The following is a 24,652-nucleotide window of genomic DNA, read 5'->3' as shown; positions in this document are numbered from 1 at the left end:
CTCATTCACCACTTTATGCCTTTCGCCGAAAATCCGCTTGATGAAACCAACCCGACGGTGGCCAGTTTCCGCGCGTTCCGGCATGTACAGACGCCGCGGGCGGGCCGCATGCTGGCACGCTGGGCCTCGGGACTTGGCCTGCTGGTGCTGGTAGCCGGGTTTATGCCCTGGACGCAGAACATCCGCTCTACCGGCACGCTCACTACACTGCGCCCCCAGGACCGCCCACAAATTGTGCCGAGCACCATAGGCGGGCGCATCGACCAGTGGCAGGTGCGCGAAGGCCAGCGCGTGCGCAAGGGCGACACGCTGATGGTCATCACCGAAATCAAAGACAAGTACTTCGACCCCGAACTGCTGGCTCGCACCAGGGAGCAGTTGGAAGCCAAAATTGCCTCGTTGCAGGAAAACCGGGCCAAGGGTACGGCTATCGGCAGCCAGCAAGTAGCGCTGCGCAGCGGCCTGCGCGTCAGCCTCGACAAAGCCCGCAACAAAGTAACCCAAACCCGCCTCAAAGTAGATTCCGACGCGGCCGAGCTGCGGGCCGCCAACAACGACTTCGACATTGCGCGCCAGCAGCTCGGACGGCAGGAAACGCTTTACAAGCAAGGCCTGAAGTCGTTGACCGAACTGGAACAGCGGCGTCTGAAGTTCCAGGAAAGCACGGCCAAGCGCCAGGCCGTGGAAAACAAGCTGGGCGCCAGCCGCCAAGAGCTGGTGAATGCCGAGCTGGAGCTGGCTTCGTTGGCCGCCGAGTACCAGGACAAGCTAGCCAAATCAGAGTCGGACCGCCGTTCGGTGACTGCCTATCAGTTCGATACGGAAGGGCAGATTGCCAAAATGCGCAACGAGCTGGCCAACTTGCGCATCCGCTCGGGCTTCTATCACATTCGGGCCCCGCAGGATGGCTACGTGGTGCGGGCTCTCAAAACCGGCCTCGGCGACATCGTGAAAGAAGGTGAGGCGGTGGTGACGGTGATGCCCGACGCCCCGCAGCTGGCCGCCGAGCTGTACGTGCGACCCATGGATATTCCGCTGCTGAGCGTGGGCCGCCGGGTGCGCCTGCAGTTTGATGGCTGGCCGGCGCTGGTGTTCAGCGGCTGGCCTGGTACCAGCTTCGGCACCTTCGGGGGCGTGGTGGCCGTTATCGACAACATCGACTCGCAGGGGCAGTACCGCGTGCTCGTCACCCCCGACCCGGAGCAGGAGTCGTGGCCCAGGCCGCTGCGCGTGGGCTCCGGAGTTTACGGCTGGGCTTTGCTTGATGATGTGCCGATCTGGTACGAGCTATGGCGGCAACTCAACGGCTTCCCGCCCAACTTCGTGGGCAAGCCCACTACAGCCTACGCTGCCAAGGCCGCCAAGAAAACCGACAAGGCCGACACCGAGGCCGGGGAGGAGGAAGCTAAATGAAAGCCTTGTGCATTATCGCAGCAGCAATGCTGACCACCGTACTCGGTTTGTCGGCGCCTGGGGCAGCAGGGCAAATCATTCAACAGCCTTCCGCCCTGGCACCCGGCACCGGGCGAGTGTTGCGGGTGGTCCAACCACTGGAACTGCCAGATACAAGTACGATATTCAGCCTCGCCGACTTGCTGACGTACGTAACGCAGCGCCACCCCATAGCCCGCCAAGCCGGGCTGCAGCCCGAGCGCGCCCGCCAAGAAGTGCGTTATGCCCGTGGTCTGTTCGATCCGTCGGCTAGCAGCAAGTACTACGGGAAGACCTTCGGCGGCAAAGAGTACTTTCATGATTGGGACACCCAGCTGCGCGTGCCGCTCTGGTTTGGCGCCGACGTAAAAGCCGGTTTCGAACGGGGCGTGGGCACCTACGTGAATCCCGAGAATGCCACTCCGCTGGCCGGGCTGAGTTATATAGGCCTATCCGTACCCATAGCCCAGGGGCTGCTCATGGACGAGCGCCGGGCCGCTGTGCGCCAGGCACAAGCTTTGCAGGGCCTGGCCGAAGCCGAGCGGCGCGGCGCCCTCAACAAGCTGGTGCTGCAAGCCGCCAAAGACTACTGGGACTGGAGCCTGCACTACCAGCGGCTGGCGCTGCTCCGCCGCAACACCACCCTGGCCGACGTACGCTTTCGGGCCGTGCGGGAGCGGGTGCGCCAAGGCGACTTGGCGGCCATCGATTCAGTGGAAGCCCTCACCGAACTGCAAAACCGCCAGGCCACGCTGGTGCAGGCCCAGGTGCAGTGGCAAAACGCCACGCTCTTACTTGGTAATTACCTCTGGGACGAGCAGCAGCAACCCCGCGAGCTACCTGCCCAAGTGCGTCCGCAGTTGCTGCCCGCTCCCGCTGCCTGGCGCCCCCTGCCCCCCGACTCGGTAGCCGCGCTGGCCGAGTTAGCGTTGCAAATTCATCCGGAGTTGCAGAAAAGCCGGGCCAAGCTCAGTCAGCTAAGCCTAGAGCGTCGCCTGCTCGCCAACAAGCTGCTGCCCAAGCTCAACCTCGACTACAACCTGCTGCAAGCCGGCCAGCCCTTCAGCCCCGAAACCAGTGCCCGCCTCAGCGGTAGCTACCTCGAAAATAACTACAAGCTAGGTGTGAGCTTCGCTTATCCGCTGCTGCTTCGCCAGGAGCGCGCCAAACTGCAGCTCAACCGCCTCAAGCTGCGCGAAACCGAGCTAGACCTCCAACAAGACAGCCGCGAGATTCAGACTGGTGTGCGCACCGTGGCCAACGACTGGGAAGCTTTGCGCGAGCAACTGCGCCTACAGGAACAAGTAGTGCAAAACGCGGAGCGCCTGCGCAATGGCGAGCAAATCCGGTTTGAAAACGGGGAAAGCTCGGTGTTTCTGCTCAACTCGCGGGAAGCCACTCTGGTTACGGCCCGCGTAAAGCTAGCCGAACTGCAAGCCAAATATGCCCAAACGCAGGCCACGCTGCGCTGGGCCGCTGGCGGAGCAGAATAAGATGCGGTAGTCGCACTCCGCCATTGTCTTCTTATCCAAGCAAAGGCAATAAATAGAAGCTAATGCGCCACCCATCAAGAATACAAAGCTTTGAATCAGGCCTCTAGGATTTGCTCGTGCTGCAACGGAATGTAAAAGTTATTCGTTGTTTAACGGACAATAAACCTGCACGTAAATAGCACGGACTTATGGCATTGCTACCTGGCTTAAAACGCCGTCCCCGAACGTATAGCGACGAAAACCAGCGTGACCCCACCAAGTGGGGCTGGTATATTATGGCAATTATTGCTGTGCTGTGGCTGGCTTACTCCTTGTTCTACAACTAAGTAGGAATGCCTGCTTTTCAGTTAACGCGTTGTAACTTTCAGTGCTGAGCCAATTTACCGCCGCCTGATTCGTTGCAGTCTGCGGATGAAACGCCGATACCTACGCTTATGTCGCTTTTAAATGCTCCGCTTGCCCTGCCCCAGATCCGGCAACGCCTCAATTTAATTTTGGTTTTGGGTGCCTCACTCGCCTTGAGTGTGCTGCTGATTGTGATACGGGTGTTTTTCACGCACCATTTCACGTTCGTATTCCTGCTCTGGAATCTGTTTTTAGCCTTCATTCCTTTCGGTCTGAGCACCATGCTTGGTCTTTCAGCAGGACGCCTTAAGGCGCGGGTGTTGCTTCCCGTTGGCGGCGTGTGGCTGCTGTTTTTCCCCAACGCCCCCTACATTCTCACCGACCTATTTCACCTCGAACGGCGCCTGGGCGTGCCCTACTGGTACGACCTCGCCCTAATTCTGAGCTGCGCCTGGAACGGCCTGATGCTAGCCTACGCCTCCCTCACCGATATGCAGGCTCTAGTAGCGCGCCGGCTAGGCATCGGCATGAGCTGGGCATTTGCTACGGTGGCACTGTTGCTTAGTTCGTTCGGCATCTACTTGGGCCGCTATTTGCGTTTCAACTCCTGGGACATCGTTACCAACCCGCTGACGCTGTTTTTTGATATTGTAAGCCGCCTCTTGCACCCCTTTGCTCATCCTAGCACCTGGGGCGTAACCTTGCTCTACGGTGTATTTCTGGTGCTAGGCTACGCGACTGTGCGATTGTTAGGCCGAATGGGGGAGGAGCCTTTGTAAGACGGTTTGGGTTGCAAGAAGCTTCTGCTTCATCTGCATACACTTTCCAAAGTACCTCTTCTTTAGAGACGAAAAGCCTGCTTAAACCAGCTTTTGCACGTGCAGAAGCTGGTTTAAGCAGGCTTTTCTTTATCAAGAAAGGATATAGTAGGACAAGTACAACTCGCCTGGAAATTAAACGCTGGCATACGTTGCCGCAACAACAAAACAAACAGAGCTATGTAGTATAACTATACTAAGAGCATTGTCCGTAAGGTGAGTAAGGTTGCAGTTAGTGTTTATTTATAAAGTTATATTATAATCCTGTTGCTAGCCACAACTAAGGGTTCCTCTGAGTGATTGAGTAGTTGAGCTACCATAATTTTTATTTTTTTTAAACGTGAGGTATGAAATGACAGAAATAAAATTATCTTGCTTTATCGTTCAGTCTGCGCCGTGCTGGCTATTTCCTATTTATTGCTTTGTTGTCAACCTCATGTTTCCTTCCCCGATTGCGCATGCTATGCGGCTTTGGCAAGATATGCTAGGCCAAGAACACGAAACTCCTCGCTCATTCCTTTGGCAGAACGTGGAGGACATGGAACCCGATGAGGCGGGAGCTATCAACTGGAGAAACCAGGAAGTGAAGACCCGTATTTACTTTAAAGGCGACCGGGTAATATGTGTGTTAGGCGACTACAGCTATTGGTGTCGGCAGTGGATGACCTTCGCTAAATGGCAGGAAGTACCCCTCACACAGGTGCGCCCAAACTAACCGTAAAGTACTGGAAGGTCTGTTGGTGATAGACTCAGAGCAGCAATTAGTAGCTTTACTGACTGAGAGTGGGGAGGATGGAGTCTGCGTGTTGTGAAGTGATGACTGCTGTTTGGTTGAAAAGGATCGAGGGATGACCCTGCCAGTCAAGCTAACTGGCAACCAGGACTGATGGTGTAGTTGGTTTTTAGACGGCAACAGTTCTTAAACGAGGCAGTAGAGTTCAGATATATGCCCTTTGCCGTACCTTGGTGGCCTGATGATGCATCTCCAGACCGATTTTTCCAATACGCCGACCATGACTTGGGAGCGGCTGTTGAGCCGTCGCCGCTACCCCGAACAGCCCCAATTGCACGTCGTCACGGATGCGCCGCCCGTGCGTGGGGCTTTCGTAGCCGACTACGACCGAGTGGTGTTCAGTTCAGCGTTTCGGCGGATGCAGCGCAAGACGCAGGTAATGCCGCTACCTGAAACCGATTTTGTGCACACTCGCCTCACGCATTCGTTGGAAACCGCCTGCGTGGGCCGTTCCCTCGGCCGCCTCGGCGGCCGGCTACTACTCGAAGAAACCGACAACCTAACCAAAACACTGCCGCACCTAGATTCCGATTTCGGCGATATAGTAGCGGCCGCTTGTCTGGCCCACGACATCGGTAATCCACCCTTTGGCCATTCCGGCGAAGATGCCATCTCCACCTACTTCCGCAGTCCAGCCGCCGAGCCCTTCGTGCGGGTGCTCAACGCTGCGCAGCGCGCCGACCTTCAGCGTTTTGAGGGCAATGCTGCGGGATTTCGGACGCTTACGCACACGTATGCAGCGCACAGCAGCGGCTCGGCCGGCCTAGGGCTGACGTATGCTACATTAGGGGCTTTCACCAAGTACCCGCGTCCTTCGGTGCTTGAGGAAGAAGCTAGTACCCGTGGGACCAGCGAGAAGCGGCACGGTTACTTTCAAACGGAAGCGGTTCGTTTTCAGGAAATAGCGCAGGAACTTGGCTTACTGCCCAAGCCGCCTGGCTCGGCGGCCGGGTTCTACCACCGTCACCCGCTGGCTTTCCTCGTGGAAGCCGCCGATGACATTTGCTACCGCATCATTGATTTCGAAGACGGACTGAAACTGAATCTGATTCCCTGCGAAACGGGCCTGCGCTTGCTCCGCGAGATGCTCGGCGATGCTCCTAATCGTCAGCGTTCTGTGGAATGGCACGATTGGCGCGAAGAACTAGGCTACCTGCGCGCCCGCCTCATCAACCGGCTTGTGCAGCAAACGGCTCGCCTTTTTGCCGACCGTGCCCCCGCGTTCCTCCACGGCCGCGCCGACGAACCCTTAATCCAGCAACTCGACTGTTGGGAGCAGTTGCAGCAGATGCACGCGCTTACCGTAGAGCATCTTTATCATAGCCGCCCCGTGCTGGAAATAGAAGCCGCTGGTTTCGACGTTATGGCTGGCCTACTCGATGCTTTTCTGCACGCCACCTTCGATCCTCACACAGGGCCTCGCTCCCGTAAACTCCAGCAGCTATTGCCTGCGCAGTTCCGTGCCAACGGCTCTCAGGAAGGAGTTTCGGCTTACGAGCAAATTATCTTATTAACCGATTATATCGGCGGTCTTACCGACCAAAATGCTTTGAGTTTGTACCGCACCATTCGCGGTATTGATTTGCCGAAGTTTTTCTAAAACCCAACCAGATCAAACATAAATCAGGTTTGCAGGCAGCAGCAACCCCTTGAGGCAAGGTTAGCTCTCGTACTCGTCGAGCACTTCGTGGAGGTCGTTCAAGCGGCGACCGATGAGATTTAGAATATCATCGGGAATCGGAATGGGGCTGCCGTGCCGGGTGGCCAAGTAGCGTACCAGGGCCAGCAAACCTTGCATTTCTTCCTGCACTTGATTTCGAATGAATAGCCAGTGGTATTCGCCTAGCGCCGGGCTTTGCAGGCAGCAATGCCGAACGGCTACCATCTGGCTTATTAGGTTGGCTATCTTTTCTAGAAGCTCTTGTTCACCGTCGCTTAGATAGCGCGGTTCAAAGTCGATGATGCATATAGCACCGATGCGGCTCTCATCGGGCGTTAGCAAGGGAGCAGCAGCGTAGAAGCGGAGTTTTTTATTTCGAGCTGCCTCGGCCGCTTGAACTGTAATAAATGGTGATGTTTCGTTGATTAAATCAGCGTAGACTACGGCTCGATTATTTAAAATTGCCGTTGAGCAAAGAGCTTCCTCTCGTGGTTGAGTTGATACGTTTGGGAGACCATAATTTGCCTTATATAAAACCTGCTTTTCATCCACCAGAGCAATCAAAGAAATCGGTAGATTGAAAATACGTGCCGCAAGTGCTACAAACTCGCCAAAAACAGACTCCTGCAACGAGTGCATAACATCGTATTGATGGATTGATCGAAGGCGTCGCGTTTCGTCAGCAGGAATGAGTATTTGGGAAATTAGGGACATGAGATAATCGGGTGATAATGAAATAAAAAGAATATCCTGTAAAGCAATTTGATGCTTTATTAGATAAGATAAAAGCTAGATCAAGTATTTCTTTATAGACCTCTATTTTTTCTAATAATTGTTCAGATCCTTTCTCGTTTCTGTACGTTGCAGCCGTCGCAAAGTGGTATCGAGGTGTTGCACCCGAATGAGTTCTTGGTACTGTTGGTGTAGCTGTTCCTGTTGCCGGCGCTGCTCCTGCTTCTGAAAAGGACGAACTTTATAGCGGCTACCCGGCTGGCGCTTTAGGTTTACGTAAACCAGCCCCCGGCTAGGGCGGATGGCGGCTTCGCCACTTTTGATGCGGGCTACGCGCTTTTCATTGTTGCCAAACAAGGCTTGCATCGGACTTAGGCCCACGTATAGGTTGGCTTGGCCGTTGAGATGATATTCTCCGCTTACCGCCATATCGGTAAGGTTGCTGTTGAGGTGCAAGCTTGGTACGATGACCCGGTTGCCATCAAGCACAAACCGGGGGCTAACGGGTTCAAAATACAAATGATTTGTACGCTTGTCGCGCAGGAACTTCAAGGCTTGGGCCAGCGCTTCTACATCCAGCAGTTCCAGGTCGCGCAGGTCGGTTTTTAAATAAGCGTATGTTTTCGCCAGGTCGGGCAAGAAATCAGCGTTTAGGTCGGTATGCACATCGGCTTCGCACTGCATAGAGCCCCGCACGTTGTCGGGCCGCAGCAGTTCAAAGCGTAATGCTTCGGCTGCTCGGAACAGGGCCGGTAGCTCTACATCTTCGAGGCGCACCTGCGCCCGTAAGGGGTAATGTTCGGCGTCCACATCGGTTTCCATGCGTCCTTGCAAGGAAACAAAACCACCAAAGGCACGCAACGAGCAGCTTTCCAATCGTGCCGCACCAGGCTCGAGGTAACTGATCAAACGAAAGTCACGGCCCCGCAATATGGCATATTGTACTTCGTCGGCCAATACCCGAACTTGCGCCGTGACAGTGCCATCGAGGAAAGGAGACGAGGACGAAGTGGGCCGCAAGCGGGTGGTGTTAGCGAACTGGCGTTTTGCTGAAGAAGGCGGTGTCAGAACGGTTAGCAACCGTAGCAGCCGTTGCACATTGAGGGTGCCGTAGCGCAGATCTATCTCGGCATGAGCTGCCGCCAATTGACCTTCAGCTATTCGGGCACTGGCGCTAACGCGGCCTCGTCCTCCGGCGCTGGTGCTAAAGTTCAAGTACGGAACCTGAAAATTCAAACCGGCTTTATTGATGCGGAGCCGAAGGTTAGTGAGGTTTTCACCGCCGGGTAGGCGCAGGGTTTGGATGGCCGCCACCACCTGCCCATTGGCGCTGAGCATCAGGTCGCGCAAGCTCGGATCGGGCGTAGCGGCCGAGGCGGGAGTTGCGCGCGCCGGCCGATCAAGCAGGGCCAGCAGGCGCCGGTACTCCAGGGTATTGAAGCGCAACGCCAACTGCGCCTTCACGGGGCGCATCTGCAGCGTATCGGTAGGCCAGCTAACCGCGCCACTTACCCGGCCGCCCCATACGCTGGTTTGCAAATTGCTGAGTTGCACATAGCGGCCATTGTGGCGCACGGTAGCCGCTAAGTGCTGTAGCGTATCGGCGGGCAGCACAAGTCGGCCGCACTGTAACCTAATGTCAAGATGCAGGCCCGGTGGCAGCAGGTTCATGGCCCGGGCCGCAAGCTCTTGATGGCGTGGCCGACCAGGGCGCCAAGATCGAGGAACATGGCGCGGCCGTCCGACGGGCGCCGCCAACAAACCGCGCAGGCGGTCAAGCCGTAGTTCATCCACCACAAAGCTGCCCTTGACGGTAGTAGTAGGGTGTTGCCCGTTGAAGTACGACAGCAGATACGTGGTGGTAGCATTGGCGCGTACATTCATGCCGTTGAGGCGGCCGGAAAGGTTTTCCAGCAGCCACAAACTGTCGCGCAACCCTAGCCGCACATTCAACCCCGACATATCGGCGCCGCGGCTAGGTATCAGGAAGGAAGCGTTTTCCAAGGTGATGCTGCCACGGACGGCCAGGGGCACTGAACCAGAAGTAGGAACTTTGCCGGCTCGGTTGGCCCGTCGCGTGGCCCTGGTGGGTATTTCGGGCAGGGGCCCGTTCAGCGTTAGGTTTAGGGCGGCGTTGCCATGCCGGGCCTGCCATAAGCCCGGGGCTACCACCGCCGCCAGCGTTTCAAGTTCTGTGCGGCCCCGCACCCGGCCGCTCAGGATAGGGCGGGTAAAGTCGCGCGCGGTGATGGCCGCGTCCAGCTCCCCGGCCGAGGAGTACAGGCGACATTGGTCGAAGGTGAGGGAAGTGGTTTGGGGGGAGTGCGCGGGGCCGTTGTCGAAAGTGCCGCGGGCATCCCACCGCCTGATTCGCCGCAAAGAGTCGGCCCATTGGAGCTGCGCATTGCGCAGTTGAAAATGCAGAATAGTGCGCGGCCGGGTAGTAGGACCACTCAACCCTTTGATAGTGTACCAAATACGGGCATGGCTGGTACTGCGGGCTCCCTGCAAGTACCGTTGCATGTTGTTCGGAAGGGCCACGTGCAACACTTCCAGCAACGGCTGCGAGCCTACCATGCGCAGGTCGAGTCGGGTGCCGCGTGGCTGCCCTGGCGGCGGGGCCTGGTGCGTGCCTCTGATAAGTACTGTGTCGCCGTTGAGGGTGGCGTGGGTGCGTAAAAATGTGCCTTTGCGCTGCTCGAAGTTGTACTGATAGCTTACCCAAGCCCGCACCGGCTCTTGCACAAACAAATTGCCGCGCCCACTTCGCAAGTACACGAGCCGCCCATCTAGCGTGCCCCGCACCTGCGCCGTGCCCGCGCGCCCGTGCGCCCACAGCCGGGCCTGGTGTACCACAGCTTCAAAGCCACTGCCCTGCAAGTTGTTGCGGTCTGTAATGTGGAAGTTGACCAGTGTAAGCGAATCTAGATCGAAATCAGGTGGGGCTGAGGCAGTAGTTTTGCGCGGCCCTTTACCATGCAAGCCCCAGTCGTGGCCCGTTGAGTCGGTGAGCTGGTGGAACTCCGTATCGTAAAGGGTAAGGTGATGCACGTGCACTCGGCCCCGCAGCAGCTGGCTGAGTTGCAACCGCGCATCGGCCCGACCAATGCGTAATACGGGCACTGCTGCCCGGGCCGTAGTATCGGTGAGGTGAAAATGACGCAGGGAGACCGTGAAATTCGGAAAGTGGCGCAGCAGGGAAAAATTCACTTCAAAAGGCGCCAGCACCAAGTCGGAGTTGCGGGCCAGCCGCTCCCGCACCAACTGCTCGACCCGCCTTTTCCCCCAATTCGATCCTAGCAGCACTGCCCCAACCAAAATAGCGAGCAGGAAACCCAGCAACGAAAAGCCCAGCAGCTGGCGGAAGGAGGGGCGTTTCATAGAAGGGGAGAAGGCGGCATGAGAGCAGGAGCAGGAAAGAGGGTAGCATTTCTACGCAGAAACCACTGTTGTGGTACAATACGGACTAGCGCGGCTAGACCACAATAGCAGAGAAGAAGTCAACAAGGTAAAGCGAAAGCAGAAATCGGAGAAAGAATTTATTTAGACATTTTCTAAATAGTGATACATTTGAACTCAATTCACTTTCCATCGTTCCCCATGGCCCAATTCTTTCACCACAACGATTATGGCTATTGTGCCCGCTGCCCCCGTACCTGCCATCTGCACTTATGCTTCGGCAACGTCGCTTTAGCGGCAACTCCGCCCGAATTTGCCGAGTTCCGTCAGGTCGTCGCGGATACGTGGCAGCATCACTGCCTCCGCACCTCCGACCCCGAAGCCCGTTGTATAGCGCTGCGCACACCGGCTCCGCATTTGGCGCTGGTTTTCTCTCTGGTTGAATTGACGCAGCTACGCGATATTCTAGAGAATACGGCTTTGCTGCTGGAAGTAGAAGAGTTGCTTACCCCGAAAGCCTGAGCGTAATACTCAAGTAGAAGGAAGCACCTCAGTGGAATGCTCTACAGACATTTTATATGTCCATTTAAAAGCATCGAGTCTTAAGTCTGTTCTGGTCTTCTATAGAAACATAGTTTAGACGTCTAATTATGAAGCTTAAAACAGCCTACAGACTTTCTAAACAGCTTCTGTTAAGAGAAAGAAGCCATACCACTTCACAAAAAAGGCCGCTAACACAACGCCAGCGGCCTACACAGTTGCTGCACTACTCCGTTACTCTTTACTCCCACTCGATGGTAGCTGGTGGCTTGCTGGAAATATCGTATACCACGCGGTTGATGCCGCGCACCTGGTTGATGATTTTGTTGCTGATTTCAGCCAGGAACTCGTAGGGTAGGTGCGCCCAGTCGGCTGTCATGCCGTCTACGCTGGTTACGGCGCGCAGCGCTACTACTTGCTCGTACGTCCGCTCGTCGCCCATCACTCCCACGCTTTGAATGGGAAGTAGCATCACGCCGGCCTGCCAGGTTTGGTCGTAGAGGCCGTGGGCTTTCAGGCCGTTGATGAAGATGGCATCGGCGCGCTGAAGCAAGTCTACTTTAGCGGGGGTGATATCACCAAGGATGCGAATGCCTAACCCGGGACCGGGGAAGGGGTGGCGGTGCAGAATGTTGGTGGGCAACCCTAGGGTATGGCCCACTTCGCGTACTTCATCTTTAAATAAAGCGCGCAGCGGCTCCACCACCCGCAAATTCATCTTAGCGGGCAGGCCCCCCACGTTGTGGTGACTCTTGATGGTCACGGCCGGCCCTTTCACCGACACCGACTCAATAACGTCGGGGTAAATGGTGCCTTGGGCTAGCCAACGAGCACCGTCTACCTTCTGCGCTTCCCGGTCGAATACCTCAATAAAAGTGCGGCCAATGGCTTTACGTTTCAATTCGGGGTCGGTAAGGCCTATTAGTGCCGCATAAAACTCGGCTGAGGCATCGACGCCTCGTACGTTCAGGCCCAGGTCTTTGTAAGAATGTAGTACTTCTTCGTACTCGTCTTTGCGCAGCAGGCCGTTGTTCACAAAGATGCCGTGCAACCGGCTCCCAACGGCGCGGTGCAGCAGCAAGGCCGCCACGCTGGAATCCACACCGCCCGAAAGGCCCAGAATCACCTGATCCTGCTCGCCAATGGTGCGTTGCAGCGTATCCACCATCGAGTCCACGAAGTGCTCGGGGGTCCAGCTTTGGTCGAGGCCGCAGATGTTCACCACAAAGTTCTGGAGCAAGGTTTTGCCGTCGGCGCTGTGCGTTACTTCCGGGTGAAACTGGATACCATACGTGGGTTGGCCTTCGATATGAAAAGCGGCCACGTCAACTTCCGGCGTGCTGGCAATAATCTCGAAGCCCGCCGGCAGGTGCTTGATGGTATCGCCGTGCGACATCCACACCTGCGATTCGGTTGGCACGCCATGCAGCAACGGGCTCTCGTGGTTGACGTGCGCCAGGCGGGCCCGGCCGTACTCGCGGATGGTGGCAGGCGTTACTTCGCCACCCTGCTGGTGGGCCAGCAACTGCGCGCCGTAGCATACGCCGAGCACGGGTATGCGGCCTAAGTAGCTGGAAAGGTCGGGGTTAGGCGATTCGGCGTCGCGCACCGAGCAGGGGGAGCCAGAAAGCACAACGCCCCGGATATCCTCAGTGAGGTCCGGGGCGTGCGTATAAGGGTGAATCTCGCAGTAAACATTTAGCTCCCGAATGCGTCGGGCAATAAGCTGCGTGTACTGCGACCCAAAGTCGAGAATCAGAATCTGTTGAGGCATGAACAAAGGTAAGCAGGGACAGGGGGAGCACAAAATTCCACCCTCTCCCAATCAATATTCCCTAGTTAACCTTCGAATAATATAAGTATTGTACAATCAAATAGTATTAGTTAAAAAATAAATTGTCTTATACATTGATATTATAAATATGATGTGTATACTTGCATCAACAAAGGCTGGCTTGCAACAAATACTAGCTGAAGTCCTACCTCTCTACCCGTTCTTTTACCTCCCACACCTGTTGTATGAAGTCATTTGTACATTTCATTTTTAGTGTAACAAGTCTTTTCTTGTCGACAACTGCCATAGCGCAGCGTGCTACTAGCACCACCTCGAATGCCCGGACATTGCCAAAAACGGCCATTGCCATGAGCAGCACACCCGCTCTCACTCCTTCATCAGCGCCAGTAGTGGAAGCTGCCCCATTGGAAGTTAAAGCTTTCAAAGGAGCAGTAGTTGATGAGATGGGCGAGCCTTTAGCTGGTGTGGTTGTATCAATAATATCCGGTAAGAACCAGTACAGCATTACCACTACAACGAATGCCGAAGGGGAGTACCTGCTGCAAACCACCAACGCAGCACCCATGCTACTAGTGAGTTACGCTGGCTATCAGGATGTGCAGCAGCAAGCTACATATGCGCATCCCATCACCTTTCAGCTTGAGCCCGTTGATAATTACGAGCGCCAACTGAAAAAGAAAGCGAAAGCCGCCGAGAAGGCTTGGCACAAATAGCCCATGCCAAAAACGGCTACTGCTTGGTGTTCCTTGTATCTCTTGAGGACCAGCAGAGAATAAATTTTATAGCAGGATTTTACTATCAGTTGTTTGCTATACAGTTCCTTTATTGTTGAGTAGCCATAAACTGAAGACCACCTATCACTAACCTATTCTATTCTTATAAAGCGCTGCTTTATTCACACACCGGCTAAGTCTACTTCTAGACTTGGACAGTGTTTGGTAAGGCAGCGCTTTTATGCTTGAAGCTACGCAGTGACTACTATTCATTATCAAGCAAGGCAGAGGTCTTTAAAAAGAAAGCTCCTGATTTTCTGGCAGTAGGTACTTGAAAACATAAAAAAGAAGCGGCTGTAGCATAAACCGTTTGATTCGTTGCTATCTTTGCACCCGGCGAGTCAGAACGACCAGCTCCTGCTGAACTCCCCCAGGACCGGAAGGTAGCAAGGGTAAGTGGTTGAGCGGTGCGATTTTGGCTCGCTTTTTTTATCACGGATTTAGCCGGATTGGTCGGATTACACGGATTCAGTTGGCTTTATTTGCTTTAAGAGCGGCGCATTGCGTCGCTCTTTTGCATTTCAGTAGGTTCAGGTTGTGGTCATGTCGTAATCAGAACAGTAAAAATCCGTGTCATCCGACCAATCCGGCTAAATCCGTGAGTAGCTTTGAGGACTTGTTGTTTTCATCTGATTCTGCCTGCCACATGAAATTTTTCATTGATACCGCCAACCTTAAAGACATTCAGGAAGCTGTGGAGCTCGGGGTGCTCGATGGCGTAACCACCAATCCTTCGCTTATGGCCAAAGAAGGCATCAAAGGCACCGATGCTGTTATGGCCCACTACAAGCGAATCTGCGAGCTGGTGGACGGCGACGTATCGGCCGAGGTAATTGCCACCGACTATGAAGGCATCGTGCGGGAAGGGGAAGCCTTGGCAGAGCTGCACCCCAACATTGTGGTGAAAGTACCGATGATCCGGGACGGCGTGAAAGCCATTCGCTACTTCGCCGACAAAGGCATCAAAACCAACTGCACCCTTATCTTCTCGGCCGGACAAGCCTTGCTAGCCGCCAAAGCGGGTGCCACCTACGTATCGCCGTTTGTGGGCCGCCTCGACGATATTGGGGCGGATGGCATGCTGCTGATCCAGCAAATCGTGGATATATTCTCGAACTACGGGTATCCTACGCAAGTGCTGGCTGCTTCGGTGCGCCACATTCCGCACCTGATTCAGTGCGCTGAGCTTGGGGCCGATGTCGTAACCTGCCCGCTCAACGTTATTACCGGGCTGCTCCATCATCCGCTCACCGACAAAGGCCTGGCTACTTTCCTGGCCGACCACCAGCGCGTAAATGCTTAGTTGTGAATGAGAATTATGAATTATGAGTTGTGAACTATGAATTGGCCGATAGGCTCATCCACGTAATTCAGAATTCAGAATTTATAATTCATAATTACTTGCGCCATGTATATCATCAAAGTCAAAGGCAAAGCTAAGATTCCAGACTACATCCAGCTGCGCGACGAAGAGTTCGTGCTCATTGCTTATTTCCGCGCCGACCGGCCTCTAAAGGATCTGCACCGTTATGGGTTGGAGAACAAGGAAACTGCCTTAGCGGCTGTTATCGATGGCCTGGCTTTCGGGAAGCTGCAAAAACTGGAAATCTGATTATTAGTGCTTCGTGCTTGGTGCCTAGCGCTTAGGTTGTTCTGATACACTACTACATAGAACGACTAAATAGTGATAGAACAACCTAAGCACGAAGCACTACCAACTAAGCACTAACTTATGTCTGTTGTCGAGCTGCACGATGCGTATATCATGCAGGATGTAAACACCATCTTGCAGAAGGTCACGTTTACGCTGGAGAAAGGGGAATTTGCTTATCTGGTGGGCCGGACGGGTTCTGGTAAGAGTTCCTTGCTGAAGACGCTGTACGCCGATTTGGGGTTGGGAGCAGGCTCGGGAACCGTGGCGGGCTTTGCATTACCCAAAATCAGCAACAGCAGCAAAGTGCCCTACCTGCGCCGTAAGTTGGGCATCATTTTTCAGGATTTTCAATTGCTCTTCGACCGAACGGTGGCCGAAAATCTGCTTTTCGTGCTTAACGCAACGGGTTGGAGCGGCAAGGCCCGTAAGCAGCAGCGTATTTCGGAGGTGCTGATGCGCGTGGGCTTGGCCAACGTAGCAAGCAAGATGCCGCACCAACTTTCGGGCGGTGAGCAGCAGCGCGTCGTCATTGCCCGCGCCCTGCTCAACGAGCCGTTGCTGCTGCTAGCCGACGAGCCGACCGGCAACCTCGACCCCGACGTGGCCGACAGTATTATGCGCCTGTTCGTGGAAATCAACAACTCGGGTACGGCCGTGCTCATGGCCACGCACAACTACCAGATTATTCAGCAGTATCCGAAACGGGTGCTTAAGTGCGAACAAGGCCAACTGATAGATTCGGCGGTGTCGCCTTTTCAGTTGAAAAACTAGTTTCAGCAACCCGGCATCACTACGTTGGGGCCTGCTGCCAACGCCTGTTGGTACGCTCACCCTCAGGGCAGCAACGGGTTGATTTAATGTGTTGGCTTGATTGTACATTTGACGCACCTACTCGTCACTAACCTTGCTTTGGGCTCTAACCTCTCCCTGTAATCCATGCCCGGTCTCTCCGTATTGATTCCGGTTTTCAACCGCGACGTGACGCCTTTGGTGTACGCGTTGCAAGCCCAGAGCGGAGATTGGGACGGGCCCGTGGAAATCTTGTGCCTTGACGATGGGTCTCAGGAAATGCAACGGCAACCCAACCAGCTGCTAACGAAGCTGGCCGGCGTCCGCTACGAAGAGTTGCCGCACAATATTGGGCGAGCTGCTATCCGCAACCGGTTGGCCAGTGCTGCCCGTCACGAGTGGTTGCTACTCCTCGACAACGATAGTCTGCTGCCCGACTCCCAGTTTCTGGCCCGGTATGCCACGGCCCGAACTCAGGCGCCCGTATTGGTAGGAGGGACCACCTACGAGCATACCGCCCCACCAACCTCGGAGTTAACATTGCGCTGGCTGTACGGGCGGTTGCGGGAAGCCCGGCCGGCGGCCGTGCGGCAGCGGGCACCGCACGGCCAGCTTACGCTCAATAATATGTTGATCGAAACCAAGCTGTTTCGCCGCTTTGGTTTAGATGAGCAGCTAACCCGCTACGGCCACGAAGACACCAAGTTTGGATGGCTACTGCGCCAGGCCGGCATTAAGGTCCAGCACCTCGACAATCCAGTGTTGCACGACGGGCTGGAACCTGCCACCATGTTTTTGCAGAAAAGCCACGAAGCCGTCCGGAACCTAGCCCTACTCTATCGGGCCGAAGGGCTAGGCAGTGACACCAAGCTTCTGAAAGCGGCTCTGCAACTGCACCGTTGGGGGTTGGGCGAAGCTGTGCGGGCAGCTTTCAAACTGCGGCAAACCCAAGTACGGCGCAATCTGCTTTCTGTGCGCCCCAGCCTGCGTCAGCTCGACGCACTGAAGCTGTACTGGATGTTGACGGAACTGGCTAAATAAGCTGCAAGCCGTTAGCCACAAGCTGATGTGCTGCTACAAGCAGGTGGCGTTTCATCAATGCATTAGCTTGCGGCTTGCAGCTCTTATTTAATTCTTGCCGTCGAATACGTCTTTCACGGCGCCGCCTACTTTCTTGCCAACCTTGGCGGCACCTTTTCCAAGGTCTTTACCGGCTTTCTTCACGTCGGAGGCGGTATTGCTGGTGGCTTGGCCTACTTTGCTCGGCTCGTCGGCGGTGCCCTCTTTTACGTCTTTCGCTTCGTTGCTTACGGCAGCCGCGCCCTGCGAAGCGCGGGCTTCAGCTTTATCGACCGATTTGAAGGCAGCGTACTTTAGTTTTTCCTTTTGAATTTCCGCTAAGTCGCGCGCCGGAATGTCACCTTTCACTTTGTCGTAGGCTTCATCGAGGGCTCGCCATTCGGTGTTGATGTTGCGCCAGTCGTCGAGGTCGTATTGGTCTTCGTTTTGTTTGATGTTCTTTACAAATGCCTCGTAGGTGGCGCGGGCGTTGGCTGCCGTTATTTTGGCGGCCGGGCTGCTTGGTTTGTAGTACTTGCCCATTTTAGGCGTGCCACCGGTAGCAGAAGCGTCAACATCAGCGTCAGCAGTTTCTTGGGCTGTGGCTTTATTCTTGTCCCGGTTGTTCCAGGCGGCTTCGCGCTTGTCGAAAGCCTCGGTGTAGCGGGTGCGTAAGGCTTCCACTTCTTGGCGCCGGGCATCGTCGTACTGGTCGGCGTATCGGTCAATGGCCGCTACTTTGGCGTCGAAGTCGGTTTTGAGTTGATTGGTTTCCTGTTCGTGGTCGGCTTCTGCTACTTCTGCTACATTGTTGGCCTTGGCTTCGGCATCGGAAACGAACGTCTGAAAATCCTGGTAAGCTTGATCACTCTCCGCCGACACTTCTTTCTTGTCGGTTGGCGAGCAACTGGTGTAGCCGAAGGCCCCACCAAGCAGCAGCAAAGAGGCGAGGGCGTTTGCAGTGAGGCTTTTCCTGAGCATGGCATAGGGGTATTAGAGCGCAGCGTCTTTATCGGGTAGCCAGGCTGGCTTTGTGGCCCGATAACGCAAGCTTTGCACCTCAGGTTGCGCGGGTTACGCGTCGTTTCAAGCGTCCTTCTATCTTTGGGCTCGCTTGTTTGCTACCTCTTATCTGTGCCTACCTTCTCCTTGCCCTGCGCGCCCATTCAAATGCTTGACCTGCGCGCTCAGCACGCCTCCATACAAAGTGAGCTGGATGTCGCGCTACAGCAGACCCTAGAGGAAGCCGCCTTCATTCAGGGCCCGGCTGTAGCACAGTTTGCCGAAGAGTTAAGTGCCTACCTGGATGGCCCTTGTGTGATACCCTGCGCCAACGGCACCGATGCTCTGCAACTGGCCCTAATGAGCTTGCAGCTGCCTGTTGGCGCCGAAATTATTGTGCCGGCCTTTACCTACGTAGCCACCCTCGAAGCTGCCGCCGTACTTGGGCTACTACCCGTTCCCGTCGACGTTCAACCCGACACCTTCCACCTCGACCCCGCAGCCGTAGAAGCTGCCCTCACGGCGCGCACCGGCGCTATTATAGCGGTGCATCTGTTCGGGCAGTGCGCCGACCTGGCGGCGCTGCAACTCCTGGCCCAGAAGCACGGCGTTGCCCTAATCGAAGACAATGCGCAGGCTATTGGCGCCACGTTCACTACCGAGGCTGGCTTGAGCTGCATGGCGGGCACGGTGGGGGAGGTGGGTACCACTTCGTTCTTTCCCAGCAAAAACCTCGGCGCCCTCGGCGACGGCGGGGCCTTGTTCACCCGCAACCCGGCCCGTGCTACTTACCTCCGCCAGCTAGCTAACCACGGCCAGACCCGCAAGTACCACCACGAGCACATCGGCCTCAACTCCCGCCTCGATACCTTGCAAGCAGCCCTGTTGCGCGTGAAGCTGCGCCACCTCCCGCAGTGGACCACTGCTCGCCAGCAGCTAGCAGCACGCTACGATGCGGCCCTAGCGGATATTGCTGGTTTGCGCGTACCGTTCCGCGACCCGCGCAGCACGCACGTCTTTCATCAATATACGGTGGTGGTAGAAGAAGGAAGCCCTGACGCGTCTAACCGCCGCGACCAGTTGCAGGTACATTTACAGCAGCACGGCATTCCGAGCGTGGTTTACTATCCTTTGCCTACCCATTTGCAGCCTGCTTACAGCTACTTAGGCTACCAGCCGGGCCAGTTTCCGGTGGCCGAGGGCCTGGGCCGCACCGTGCTGTCGTTGCCCATCCACCCGATGCTCACCAACGCGCAAGTAGATGTTGTTGTAGCGGCGGTGCGTACCTGGGCAGCCGTTCAATAAGCAGGCATTGCAGGCGGCGCTGGAGTAGCATATAGGTCAGGTTGGCACTGTTTTTTCTTGCTGCCTTATTACTTGTTTTAAAATTTAGCTCCTCTTTATGCGCCGTTCTTTTCTTACGCTGCTGCTCCCGTTAGCCGGAGTAGCCGCTCTTACCACTGCCGCCATTACCAAGCCCAACCAAGGCTTTAATATCTTTTCTGTGCAGCAGGATATCGAGCTCGGGGCGCAGGTAGCCAAGCAAACCGATTCGCTGTACCAGGCCAAGGGCCAGCTGCTGGCGCGGTCCAGCAACGCCCGCGCTTATCAGCTGCTCGACGGGGTAGTGAAACGGGTGCTCGATAATGGCAACCTGAAATACCGCACCCAATTCCCGTGGGACGTGCAAATCATTAAGGACGACCAGATTCAAAACGCTTTTGCCACTCCTGGTGGACACATCTACGTGTTTTCGGGCCTGATCAAATTTCTTGACAATGAAAACCAACTAGCTGGCGTGCTCGGCCACGAAATAGCCCACGCCGACCGGCGGCACAGCACCCAACTGCTCCAGAAACAATACGGCATCAGCTTGCTGACGGGCGTGGTATTAGGCAACAACCCCAACCAGCTCGTGCAGATTGCGTCTGGCCTAGGCCAACTCAAATTCAGCCGCGCCTACGAAACCGAAGCCGATAAGTACTCCACTATCTACCTCAACGGCACCCGCTACTATTCCTGCGACGGTGCCGCTGGCTTCTTCATCAAAGCCGAAAAACAGGGCGGTGGTGGTACGCCGGAGTTTCTGAGCACGCACCCCAACCCCGGCGGGCGCATTGCGAATATCCAGAAGAGCGCGCAGCAATTGGGCTGCACCGGACGCAACGTAAACAACAACAATTTCGAGGAGTTGAAGCGGCTGCTGTAGCGCAGCGGCAAAGCAGCGCGACAAACAGCGTGGGGGAAGGCAGGCAACAGCCCGCTTTCTCCCACGCTGTTTTCGTTTGGAGAGAAACAGAGAAAAGAACCCAGTTTTTTCGCAGCTTGCCGCTCTTTACTGCTCCTCTGTATCCTGACCCCGTTGGCCGATTTTCTTCCCGCTGTCCGCTTTGTAGTTTGTGGTGTTGGTCATATTGGCCAGCGCCATGCCGCACTGGTTACCCGCCACCCCAGCGCTCAGCTAGTAGCTCTCGTTGATACACGCTCGGAACTGGCTCCCGAATTGGCCTCAGAGTATCCGGGAGTGCCCTTTTTCTCTTCTTTAGACCAGTACCTAGCGCAAGGCCCGAAGGCGGATGTACTAACTATAGCTACACCAAATTACCAGCACGCCTCCCAAGCTATAGCTGGTTTACAGCAGGGTTTGCATATAGTTATCGAGAAGCCGATTGCGCTGCGCAAAGTAGATGCGGAAGCCATAGTGCACACGGCGCTGCAAACCGGGCGGCTGGTGTTTGGCGTGATGCAGAACCGGTATTCACCGCCCGCGTCCTGGCTGAAGCAGGTCTATGACGAAGGCCGATTAGGTGAAATATACTTGGTGCAATTCAATTGCTTCTGGAACCGTGACGCCCGCTACTACAAGACCGGTAGTTGGAAAGGCACGCAAGCGCAGGATGGCGGCACGCTTTTCACGCAGTTCAGCCACTTCGTGGACCTGCTGTATTGGGTGTTCGGCGACATCACCAACATCTCGGCCCGTTTCCGCGACTTCAACCACGCTGGCCTTACCGAGTTTGAAGACAGCGGCTTAGTAACTTTTGATTTAGTGCGGGGCGGCAGCGGCACCCTGCAGTACAGCACCGCCGTGTGGGACCGGAACCTGGAAAGCAGCCTCACCGTGGTAGCCGAACACGGCAGCCTGCGCCTCGGCGGCCAGTACATCAACAAAGTAGAGTACTGCCATCTGCGCAACTACACCCTCCCGGAACTGCCCCCCACCAACCCCGCCAACGACTACGGCCCCTACCAGGGAAGCGCCGCCAACCACGTACAGGTTATTGAAAACGTGGTAGACACCGTGCAGCAGCGCAGCTTCGCCACCACCAACGCGTTGGAAGGGATGAAAGTGGTGGAAATCATCGAGCGGATATACAGTCTGAAATAGACCCGCACTGCGTTTCGACTACCCGGGAAGGGTGTCTTACTGCGTGAGACCTCACAGCGAGACGCTACTCTTGGCTGATTGTATGTAAGCAAGGTGTAGCCACAGTTGCCGACGGCTCGTTCTGTTGTTCTAGGACGTGCAGAGAGTGAAACAGAACGACTTATTACTTCCGCTTACTGCTCGTGCCTAGCAATTCCGTTTTATAACCTATTGAGACATGGATGCTGTTCAGCAAGGCAGCTAAGCTCTTCCAGACTGTCCTGCAGAGGCGCAGCCGAAGCATCTCGCGTGCTGAGGCTGAGTTTACCACATGAGCGAGATGCTTCTTCTCGTCAGCACGACGTTCAACCAACTACCTAAATAGCTTCATGATGATAGCAAATACAACAGTGCGCTTGTGGCTTTGGGTTTTGTTGGTGCTGGCCGCCAGCGGCACCGCTGTAGCCAAACCTAATCCGACAGGTTTCTTGAATCGCACGCTGACGGTGGCGGGAACTACCTATCGGTATCAGGTATATGTGCCAACTGATTTCTATGTGAAGAAGGGGCAGAAGTGGCCGATTATTTTGTTTCTGCACGGCGCGGGCGAGCGGGGCTCCGATGGGTTGCTGCACACGCAAGTCGGCCTGCCTGCCAGCATTCGGCAGCATGTAGAGCGCTGGCCGGCTATTGTAGTGATGCCGCAGTGCCCGGCGGAGCGCTACTGGACCGAGCCTGCTATGCAGACTATGGCACTAGCTGCCCTGGCGGAAGAACAAAGAAAATTTCATCCTGATCCGACGCGGGTGTACCTCACTGGGCTGTCAATGGGCGGCTACGGCACCTGGTTGATGGCTTCGCAACATCCGGGCATGTTTGCGGCCGTGGTGCCTATTTGTGGCGGCGCGTATCTGCCGGCTCACCGGGCCAAGCAGTTTCTAGCACAGCCGCCAGGCCTTTACACAACAATTGCCCAAGGCATCGGTAGCAGTGCGCCCGTCTGGACCTTCCACGGCGGTAACGATTCGGTGGTACCCGTGACCGAAACGCGACAACTAGTAGAGGCCTTGCAAGCAGCGGGTGGCACCGTGCAATACACAGAATACCCTGGTGTAGACCACGACTCCTGGACCAAAGCTTACGATCAGGCCACCTTGGCACAGTGGATGTTCAGCCAACAGGTCACTAGTAGTGGCGTCGTCACGAAAAAGTAAAAAATTTAAAATAAATAATGTGTTCTTGCACTTCAACCGCAATAATTCAACTATTTCATAACAAAAATCAAATTATATTGTGATAAGCATAGGTTTAATTAACCTTTATTTATTTTTTGCAGTAACCAATGAATGAACAGGATATTGGTAAGATCACTATCTTGCGCTATAGTTGAGCTGCATCCGAACAAAATTTCGAAGCAAAACTCATCCTAGATAACGTTTAAAGTATGAGCCCAACCCAACAGATCATTCGGGAAATTGACTTGCTGCCGCCCACCGAGCTACAAGTTGTTTATCAAGAAGTAGCCAAGCGCATGAGCCATATCAGCCGTGCTACCAAAATTTTAGAGAAGTACCGTGGCAAAGGCCAGGGAATTTGGTCGATGGACGCGCAGGAGTATGTGCAGCAGTTACGGCAGAGCACCCGTGGCTAGAATATTCTTCGACACGGCACCCTTCATTTATCTAGTTGAAAACCACGCGGGCTATTATCAAAAAGTAGCAGACTATTTAACTCAGTCGCTGACCGATAATGCCTTATTGGAAACCAGTGTACTGACGTACACCGAGTTCTGCGCCAAACCCGAGCAGCTCGGCCGCCCTGATTTGTTGCTGGACTTCGACGATCTGCTGCGGGACTTCGATTTTCAAATGCGCGAAATAACGCTTGGAGCGGCCACGCTGGCGTACCAGCTGCAAGCCCGATACGCCGGCCTCAAGGGTATTGACGCCATGCAAATAGCCACGGCCGTCGAATCAGGCTGCGACGTGTTTCTGACCAACGACAAAGAGCTCAAGAACGTCCGCGAAATACAAGTAGTGGTAGTGGCGGAACTGTAGCAGTCGTTTCAGGGAGACTAGCGGGTATTAAGGCAGCCTAGGTGGCGCACTACGCGTAAGCTTTTGATATGACGCCCGACGAAAAACTGGCTTACGCTGAGCTACTTGCGTGGCAAAAGCAGATGCAGCAACCGCCCTCCATGTTCAACCGCCTAGCGCGGCGGGTGCAAGCGCGCCTCAACGCGCTGCTGCCCGAGCGAGTGCATAAAGCAATTACGGCCACCATCAAACAGATGGTGCGAGCTGTTTTGTTCGGCTCGATGTATAGTACGCGTCAACCAGTAGTGGCAATGCCTTTGGCGGCGCGCGAAACGAGCATACGGACCCGCATCCGCTACTACCGCAATACGGCCGCCGCCGAAGGAGCCGTGACGGGAGCCGCTGGTTTTTTCCTTGGCCTCGCCGATTTTCCCTTGTTGCTTGGTATCAAGCTCAAGCTACTCTTTGATATAGCGGCCCTCTACGGTTACGACGTAAAAGAATATCCGGAGCGGCTCTACATCCTGCACATCTTCCAACTGACGTTCAGCAGCCAGCACACCCGCAACGAGGTGTACCGCCGCCTTGCCGATTGGGAAACCTACCGCCAGACCCTCCCCACCGACGTCAATGCCTTCGACTGGCGCACGTTTCAGCAAGAGTACCGCGACTATATCGACCTGGCCAAACTGGCGCAGTTGCTGCCCATTATTGGAGCGGCAGTAGGAGCGGTGGCCAACTACCGCCTGCTGGTGCAGCTTGGCGAAACGGCCATGAACTGCTACCGCATGCGGCACTTTGCAGTTGAGGGCAGCGAAATAATACCGCTGCCCTCTTGATAAAGCCTAGACTTCACACTACATAAAAACGCCTCCCCAATGAATTGGGGAGGCGTTTTCTTAATCAATTAAGAGTCTATCCGAATAGGGCGTCATACAGAGCCGTAGCATCTCGCATGTTGAGGTT

At 55.3% G+C, this 24,652-nt stretch carries 23 protein-coding genes and 1 other RNA gene; 20 read left to right on the top strand and 4 right to left on the bottom strand.

Annotated features, from left to right (window positions below; translation table 11 throughout):
• Window positions 1-15: 15 nt before the first annotated feature.
• The 6 genes from VF639_RS24075 to dgt all read left to right on the top strand — a co-directional run bounded on the left by VF639_RS24075 (window position 16) and on the right by dgt (window position 6,480).
• Window positions 16-1,413 carry an HlyD family secretion protein gene (locus VF639_RS24075; RefSeq protein ID WP_331148512.1) on the top strand — a complete coding sequence of 466 codons (1,398 nt, stop codon included), beginning with the start codon at window positions 16-18 and terminating at the stop codon, window positions 1,411-1,413.
• Window positions 1,414-1,439: 26 nt separating this feature from the next.
• Window positions 1,440-2,924, top strand: coding sequence for a TolC family protein (locus tag VF639_RS24070; protein ID WP_331148511.1), 1,485 nt, complete (start codon window positions 1,440-1,442; stop codon window positions 2,922-2,924).
• Window positions 2,925-3,112: 188 nt separating this feature from the next.
• Window positions 3,113-3,250, top strand: coding sequence for a hypothetical protein (locus tag VF639_RS24065; protein WP_331148510.1), 138 nt, complete (start codon window positions 3,113-3,115; stop codon window positions 3,248-3,250).
• A gap of 108 nt (window positions 3,251-3,358) precedes the next feature.
• Window positions 3,359-4,048 (top strand): DUF1361 domain-containing protein, encoded by a 690-nt coding sequence (locus VF639_RS24060; RefSeq protein WP_331148509.1) that lies wholly within the window; start codon window positions 3,359-3,361, stop codon window positions 4,046-4,048.
• Window positions 4,049-4,523: 475 nt separating this feature from the next.
• A complete protein-coding gene (locus VF639_RS24055) occupies window positions 4,524-4,802 on the top strand; it encodes a hypothetical protein (protein ID WP_331148508.1) in 279 nt (92 codons plus the stop codon).
• A 259-nt stretch (window positions 4,803-5,061) separates the two neighbouring features.
• A complete protein-coding gene (gene dgt / locus VF639_RS24050; protein ID WP_331148507.1) occupies window positions 5,062-6,480 on the top strand; it encodes a dGTP triphosphohydrolase in 1,419 nt (472 codons plus the stop codon).
• A 60-nt stretch (window positions 6,481-6,540) separates the two neighbouring features.
• On the opposite strand, the gene VF639_RS24045 is transcribed toward dgt, so the two are convergent.
• Window positions 6,541-7,254, bottom strand: coding sequence for a GAF domain-containing protein (locus VF639_RS24045; RefSeq protein ID WP_331148506.1), 714 nt, complete (start codon window positions 7,252-7,254; stop codon window positions 6,541-6,543).
• A 111-nt stretch (window positions 7,255-7,365) separates the two neighbouring features.
• A complete protein-coding gene (locus VF639_RS24040) occupies window positions 7,366-10,653 on the bottom strand; it encodes an AsmA-like C-terminal region-containing protein (RefSeq protein WP_331148505.1) in 3,288 nt (1,095 codons plus the stop codon).
• Between the two features lie 219 nt (window positions 10,654-10,872).
• Here VF639_RS24040 and VF639_RS24035 point away from each other — a divergent pair, with 219 nt between their 5' ends.
• Window positions 10,873-11,193, top strand: a complete 321-nt coding sequence (locus VF639_RS24035) for a DUF6686 family protein (RefSeq protein WP_331148504.1) — start codon at window positions 10,873-10,875, stop codon at window positions 11,191-11,193.
• 259 nt (window positions 11,194-11,452) lie between these two features.
• Here the strand turns inward: VF639_RS24035 and guaA are convergent, their stop codons facing one another.
• Window positions 11,453-12,985: a glutamine-hydrolyzing GMP synthase gene (gene guaA, locus VF639_RS24030; RefSeq protein WP_331148503.1), complete on the bottom strand. Its 1,533-nt coding sequence runs from the start codon at window positions 12,983-12,985 to the stop codon at window positions 11,453-11,455.
• Window positions 12,986-13,275: 290 nt separating this feature from the next.
• Here guaA and VF639_RS24025 point away from each other — a divergent pair, with 290 nt between their 5' ends.
• The 6 genes from VF639_RS24025 to VF639_RS24000 all read left to right on the top strand — a co-directional run bounded on the left by VF639_RS24025 (window position 13,276) and on the right by VF639_RS24000 (window position 17,263).
• A complete protein-coding gene (locus VF639_RS24025) occupies window positions 13,276-13,719 on the top strand; it encodes a carboxypeptidase regulatory-like domain-containing protein (RefSeq protein ID WP_331148502.1) in 444 nt (147 codons plus the stop codon).
• A 393-nt stretch (window positions 13,720-14,112) separates the two neighbouring features.
• Window positions 14,113-14,209: signal recognition particle sRNA small type (gene ffs / locus VF639_RS24020), an RNA gene on the top strand.
• 216 nt (window positions 14,210-14,425) lie between these two features.
• Window positions 14,426-15,082, top strand: coding sequence for a fructose-6-phosphate aldolase (fsa, locus tag VF639_RS24015; RefSeq protein ID WP_331148501.1), 657 nt, complete (start codon window positions 14,426-14,428; stop codon window positions 15,080-15,082).
• Between the two features lie 105 nt (window positions 15,083-15,187).
• Window positions 15,188-15,391, top strand: a complete 204-nt coding sequence (locus VF639_RS24010) for a fructose-6-phosphate aldolase (protein WP_245124171.1) — start codon at window positions 15,188-15,190, stop codon at window positions 15,389-15,391.
• 120 nt (window positions 15,392-15,511) lie between these two features.
• On the top strand, window positions 15,512-16,204 hold the full coding sequence (locus tag VF639_RS24005; RefSeq protein ID WP_331148500.1) for a cell division ATP-binding protein FtsE: 693 nt from the start codon (window positions 15,512-15,514) through the stop codon (window positions 16,202-16,204).
• A 165-nt stretch (window positions 16,205-16,369) separates the two neighbouring features.
• Window positions 16,370-17,263: a glycosyltransferase family 2 protein gene (locus VF639_RS24000; protein WP_331148499.1), complete on the top strand. Its 894-nt coding sequence runs from the start codon at window positions 16,370-16,372 to the stop codon at window positions 17,261-17,263.
• A gap of 87 nt (window positions 17,264-17,350) precedes the next feature.
• On the opposite strand, the gene VF639_RS23995 is transcribed toward VF639_RS24000, so the two are convergent.
• Window positions 17,351-18,262 carry a hypothetical protein gene (locus tag VF639_RS23995; RefSeq protein WP_331148498.1) on the bottom strand — a complete coding sequence of 304 codons (912 nt, stop codon included), beginning with the start codon at window positions 18,260-18,262 and terminating at the stop codon, window positions 17,351-17,353.
• Between the two features lie 153 nt (window positions 18,263-18,415).
• On the opposite strand from VF639_RS23995, the gene VF639_RS23990 reads away from it, so the two are divergent.
• The 7 genes from VF639_RS23990 (at window position 18,416) to VF639_RS23960 (ending at window position 24,525) form a co-directional block, all read left to right on the top strand.
• Window positions 18,416-19,588, top strand: coding sequence for a DegT/DnrJ/EryC1/StrS family aminotransferase (locus VF639_RS23990; RefSeq protein WP_331148497.1), 1,173 nt, complete (start codon window positions 18,416-18,418; stop codon window positions 19,586-19,588).
• A gap of 97 nt (window positions 19,589-19,685) precedes the next feature.
• Window positions 19,686-20,492: a M48 family metalloprotease gene (locus VF639_RS23985; protein WP_331148496.1), complete on the top strand. Its 807-nt coding sequence runs from the start codon at window positions 19,686-19,688 to the stop codon at window positions 20,490-20,492.
• Window positions 20,493-20,645: 153 nt separating this feature from the next.
• Complete coding sequence (locus VF639_RS23980) at window positions 20,646-21,671, top strand: Gfo/Idh/MocA family protein (protein ID WP_331148495.1); 1,026 nt, start codon at window positions 20,646-20,648, stop codon at window positions 21,669-21,671.
• Window positions 21,672-22,039: 368 nt separating this feature from the next.
• Window positions 22,040-22,864, top strand: a complete 825-nt coding sequence (locus tag VF639_RS23975; RefSeq protein ID WP_331148494.1) for a carboxylesterase family protein — start codon at window positions 22,040-22,042, stop codon at window positions 22,862-22,864.
• A 230-nt stretch (window positions 22,865-23,094) separates the two neighbouring features.
• Window positions 23,095-23,301 (top strand): hypothetical protein, encoded by a 207-nt coding sequence (locus tag VF639_RS23970; protein WP_331148493.1) that lies wholly within the window; start codon window positions 23,095-23,097, stop codon window positions 23,299-23,301.
• Window positions 23,294-23,707, top strand: a complete 414-nt coding sequence (locus tag VF639_RS23965; RefSeq protein ID WP_331148492.1) for a type II toxin-antitoxin system VapC family toxin — start codon at window positions 23,294-23,296, stop codon at window positions 23,705-23,707. The genes VF639_RS23970 and VF639_RS23965 overlap by 8 nt, the downstream gene beginning before the upstream one ends.
• Window positions 23,708-23,775: 68 nt before the next feature.
• Window positions 23,776-24,525 (top strand): EcsC family protein, encoded by a 750-nt coding sequence (locus tag VF639_RS23960; RefSeq protein WP_331148491.1) that lies wholly within the window; start codon window positions 23,776-23,778, stop codon window positions 24,523-24,525.
• The last annotated feature ends 127 nt before the right edge of the window (window positions 24,526-24,652 follow it).

Origin of the sequence: Hymenobacter sp., assembly GCF_036387835.1 — a bacterium.
Classification (GTDB): domain Bacteria; phylum Bacteroidota; class Bacteroidia; order Cytophagales; family Hymenobacteraceae; genus Hymenobacter.
The sequence above is the reverse complement of the archived record's forward strand: the minus strand, read 5'-3'. Positions and strand labels throughout refer to the sequence as shown.

Bases quoted from the DNA above. Each gene is read 5' to 3' on its own strand.
- VF639_RS24055 (WP_331148508.1), top strand. From the start codon at position 4,524: ATGTTTCCTTCCCCGATTGCGCATGCTATGCGGCTTTGGCAAGATATG.
- VF639_RS24000 (WP_331148499.1), top strand. From the start codon at position 16,370: ATGCCCGGTCTCTCCGTATTGATTCCGGTTTTCAACCGCGACGTGACG.
- VF639_RS23975 (WP_331148494.1), top strand. From the start codon at position 22,040: ATGATGATAGCAAATACAACAGTGCGCTTGTGGCTTTGGGTTTTGTTG.
- VF639_RS23995 (WP_331148498.1), bottom strand. From the start codon at position 18,262: ATGCTCAGGAAAAGCCTCACTGCAAACGCCCTCGCCTCTTTGCTGCTG.
- fsa (WP_331148501.1), top strand. From the start codon at position 14,426: ATGAAATTTTTCATTGATACCGCCAACCTTAAAGACATTCAGGAAGCT.
- VF639_RS24060 (WP_331148509.1), top strand. From the start codon at position 3,359: ATGTCGCTTTTAAATGCTCCGCTTGCCCTGCCCCAGATCCGGCAACGC.
- dgt (WP_331148507.1), top strand. From the start codon at position 5,062: ATGATGCATCTCCAGACCGATTTTTCCAATACGCCGACCATGACTTGG.
- VF639_RS24070 (WP_331148511.1), top strand. From the start codon at position 1,440: ATGCTGACCACCGTACTCGGTTTGTCGGCGCCTGGGGCAGCAGGGCAA.
- VF639_RS24045 (WP_331148506.1), bottom strand. From the start codon at position 7,254: ATGTCCCTAATTTCCCAAATACTCATTCCTGCTGACGAAACGCGACGC.
- VF639_RS24065 (WP_331148510.1), top strand. From the start codon at position 3,113: ATGGCATTGCTACCTGGCTTAAAACGCCGTCCCCGAACGTATAGCGAC.
- VF639_RS24010 (WP_245124171.1), top strand. From the start codon at position 15,188: ATGTATATCATCAAAGTCAAAGGCAAAGCTAAGATTCCAGACTACATC.
- VF639_RS24005 (WP_331148500.1), top strand. From the start codon at position 15,512: ATGTCTGTTGTCGAGCTGCACGATGCGTATATCATGCAGGATGTAAAC.
- VF639_RS24075 (WP_331148512.1), top strand. From the start codon at position 16: ATGCCTTTCGCCGAAAATCCGCTTGATGAAACCAACCCGACGGTGGCC.
- VF639_RS24035 (WP_331148504.1), top strand. From the start codon at position 10,873: ATGGCCCAATTCTTTCACCACAACGATTATGGCTATTGTGCCCGCTGC.
- VF639_RS23985 (WP_331148496.1), top strand. From the start codon at position 19,686: ATGCGCCGTTCTTTTCTTACGCTGCTGCTCCCGTTAGCCGGAGTAGCC.
- VF639_RS24040 (WP_331148505.1), bottom strand. From the start codon at position 10,653: ATGAAACGCCCCTCCTTCCGCCAGCTGCTGGGCTTTTCGTTGCTGGGT.
- VF639_RS23960 (WP_331148491.1), top strand. From the start codon at position 23,776: ATGACGCCCGACGAAAAACTGGCTTACGCTGAGCTACTTGCGTGGCAA.
- guaA (WP_331148503.1), bottom strand. From the start codon at position 12,985: ATGCCTCAACAGATTCTGATTCTCGACTTTGGGTCGCAGTACACGCAG.
- VF639_RS23970 (WP_331148493.1), top strand. From the start codon at position 23,095: ATGAGCCCAACCCAACAGATCATTCGGGAAATTGACTTGCTGCCGCCC.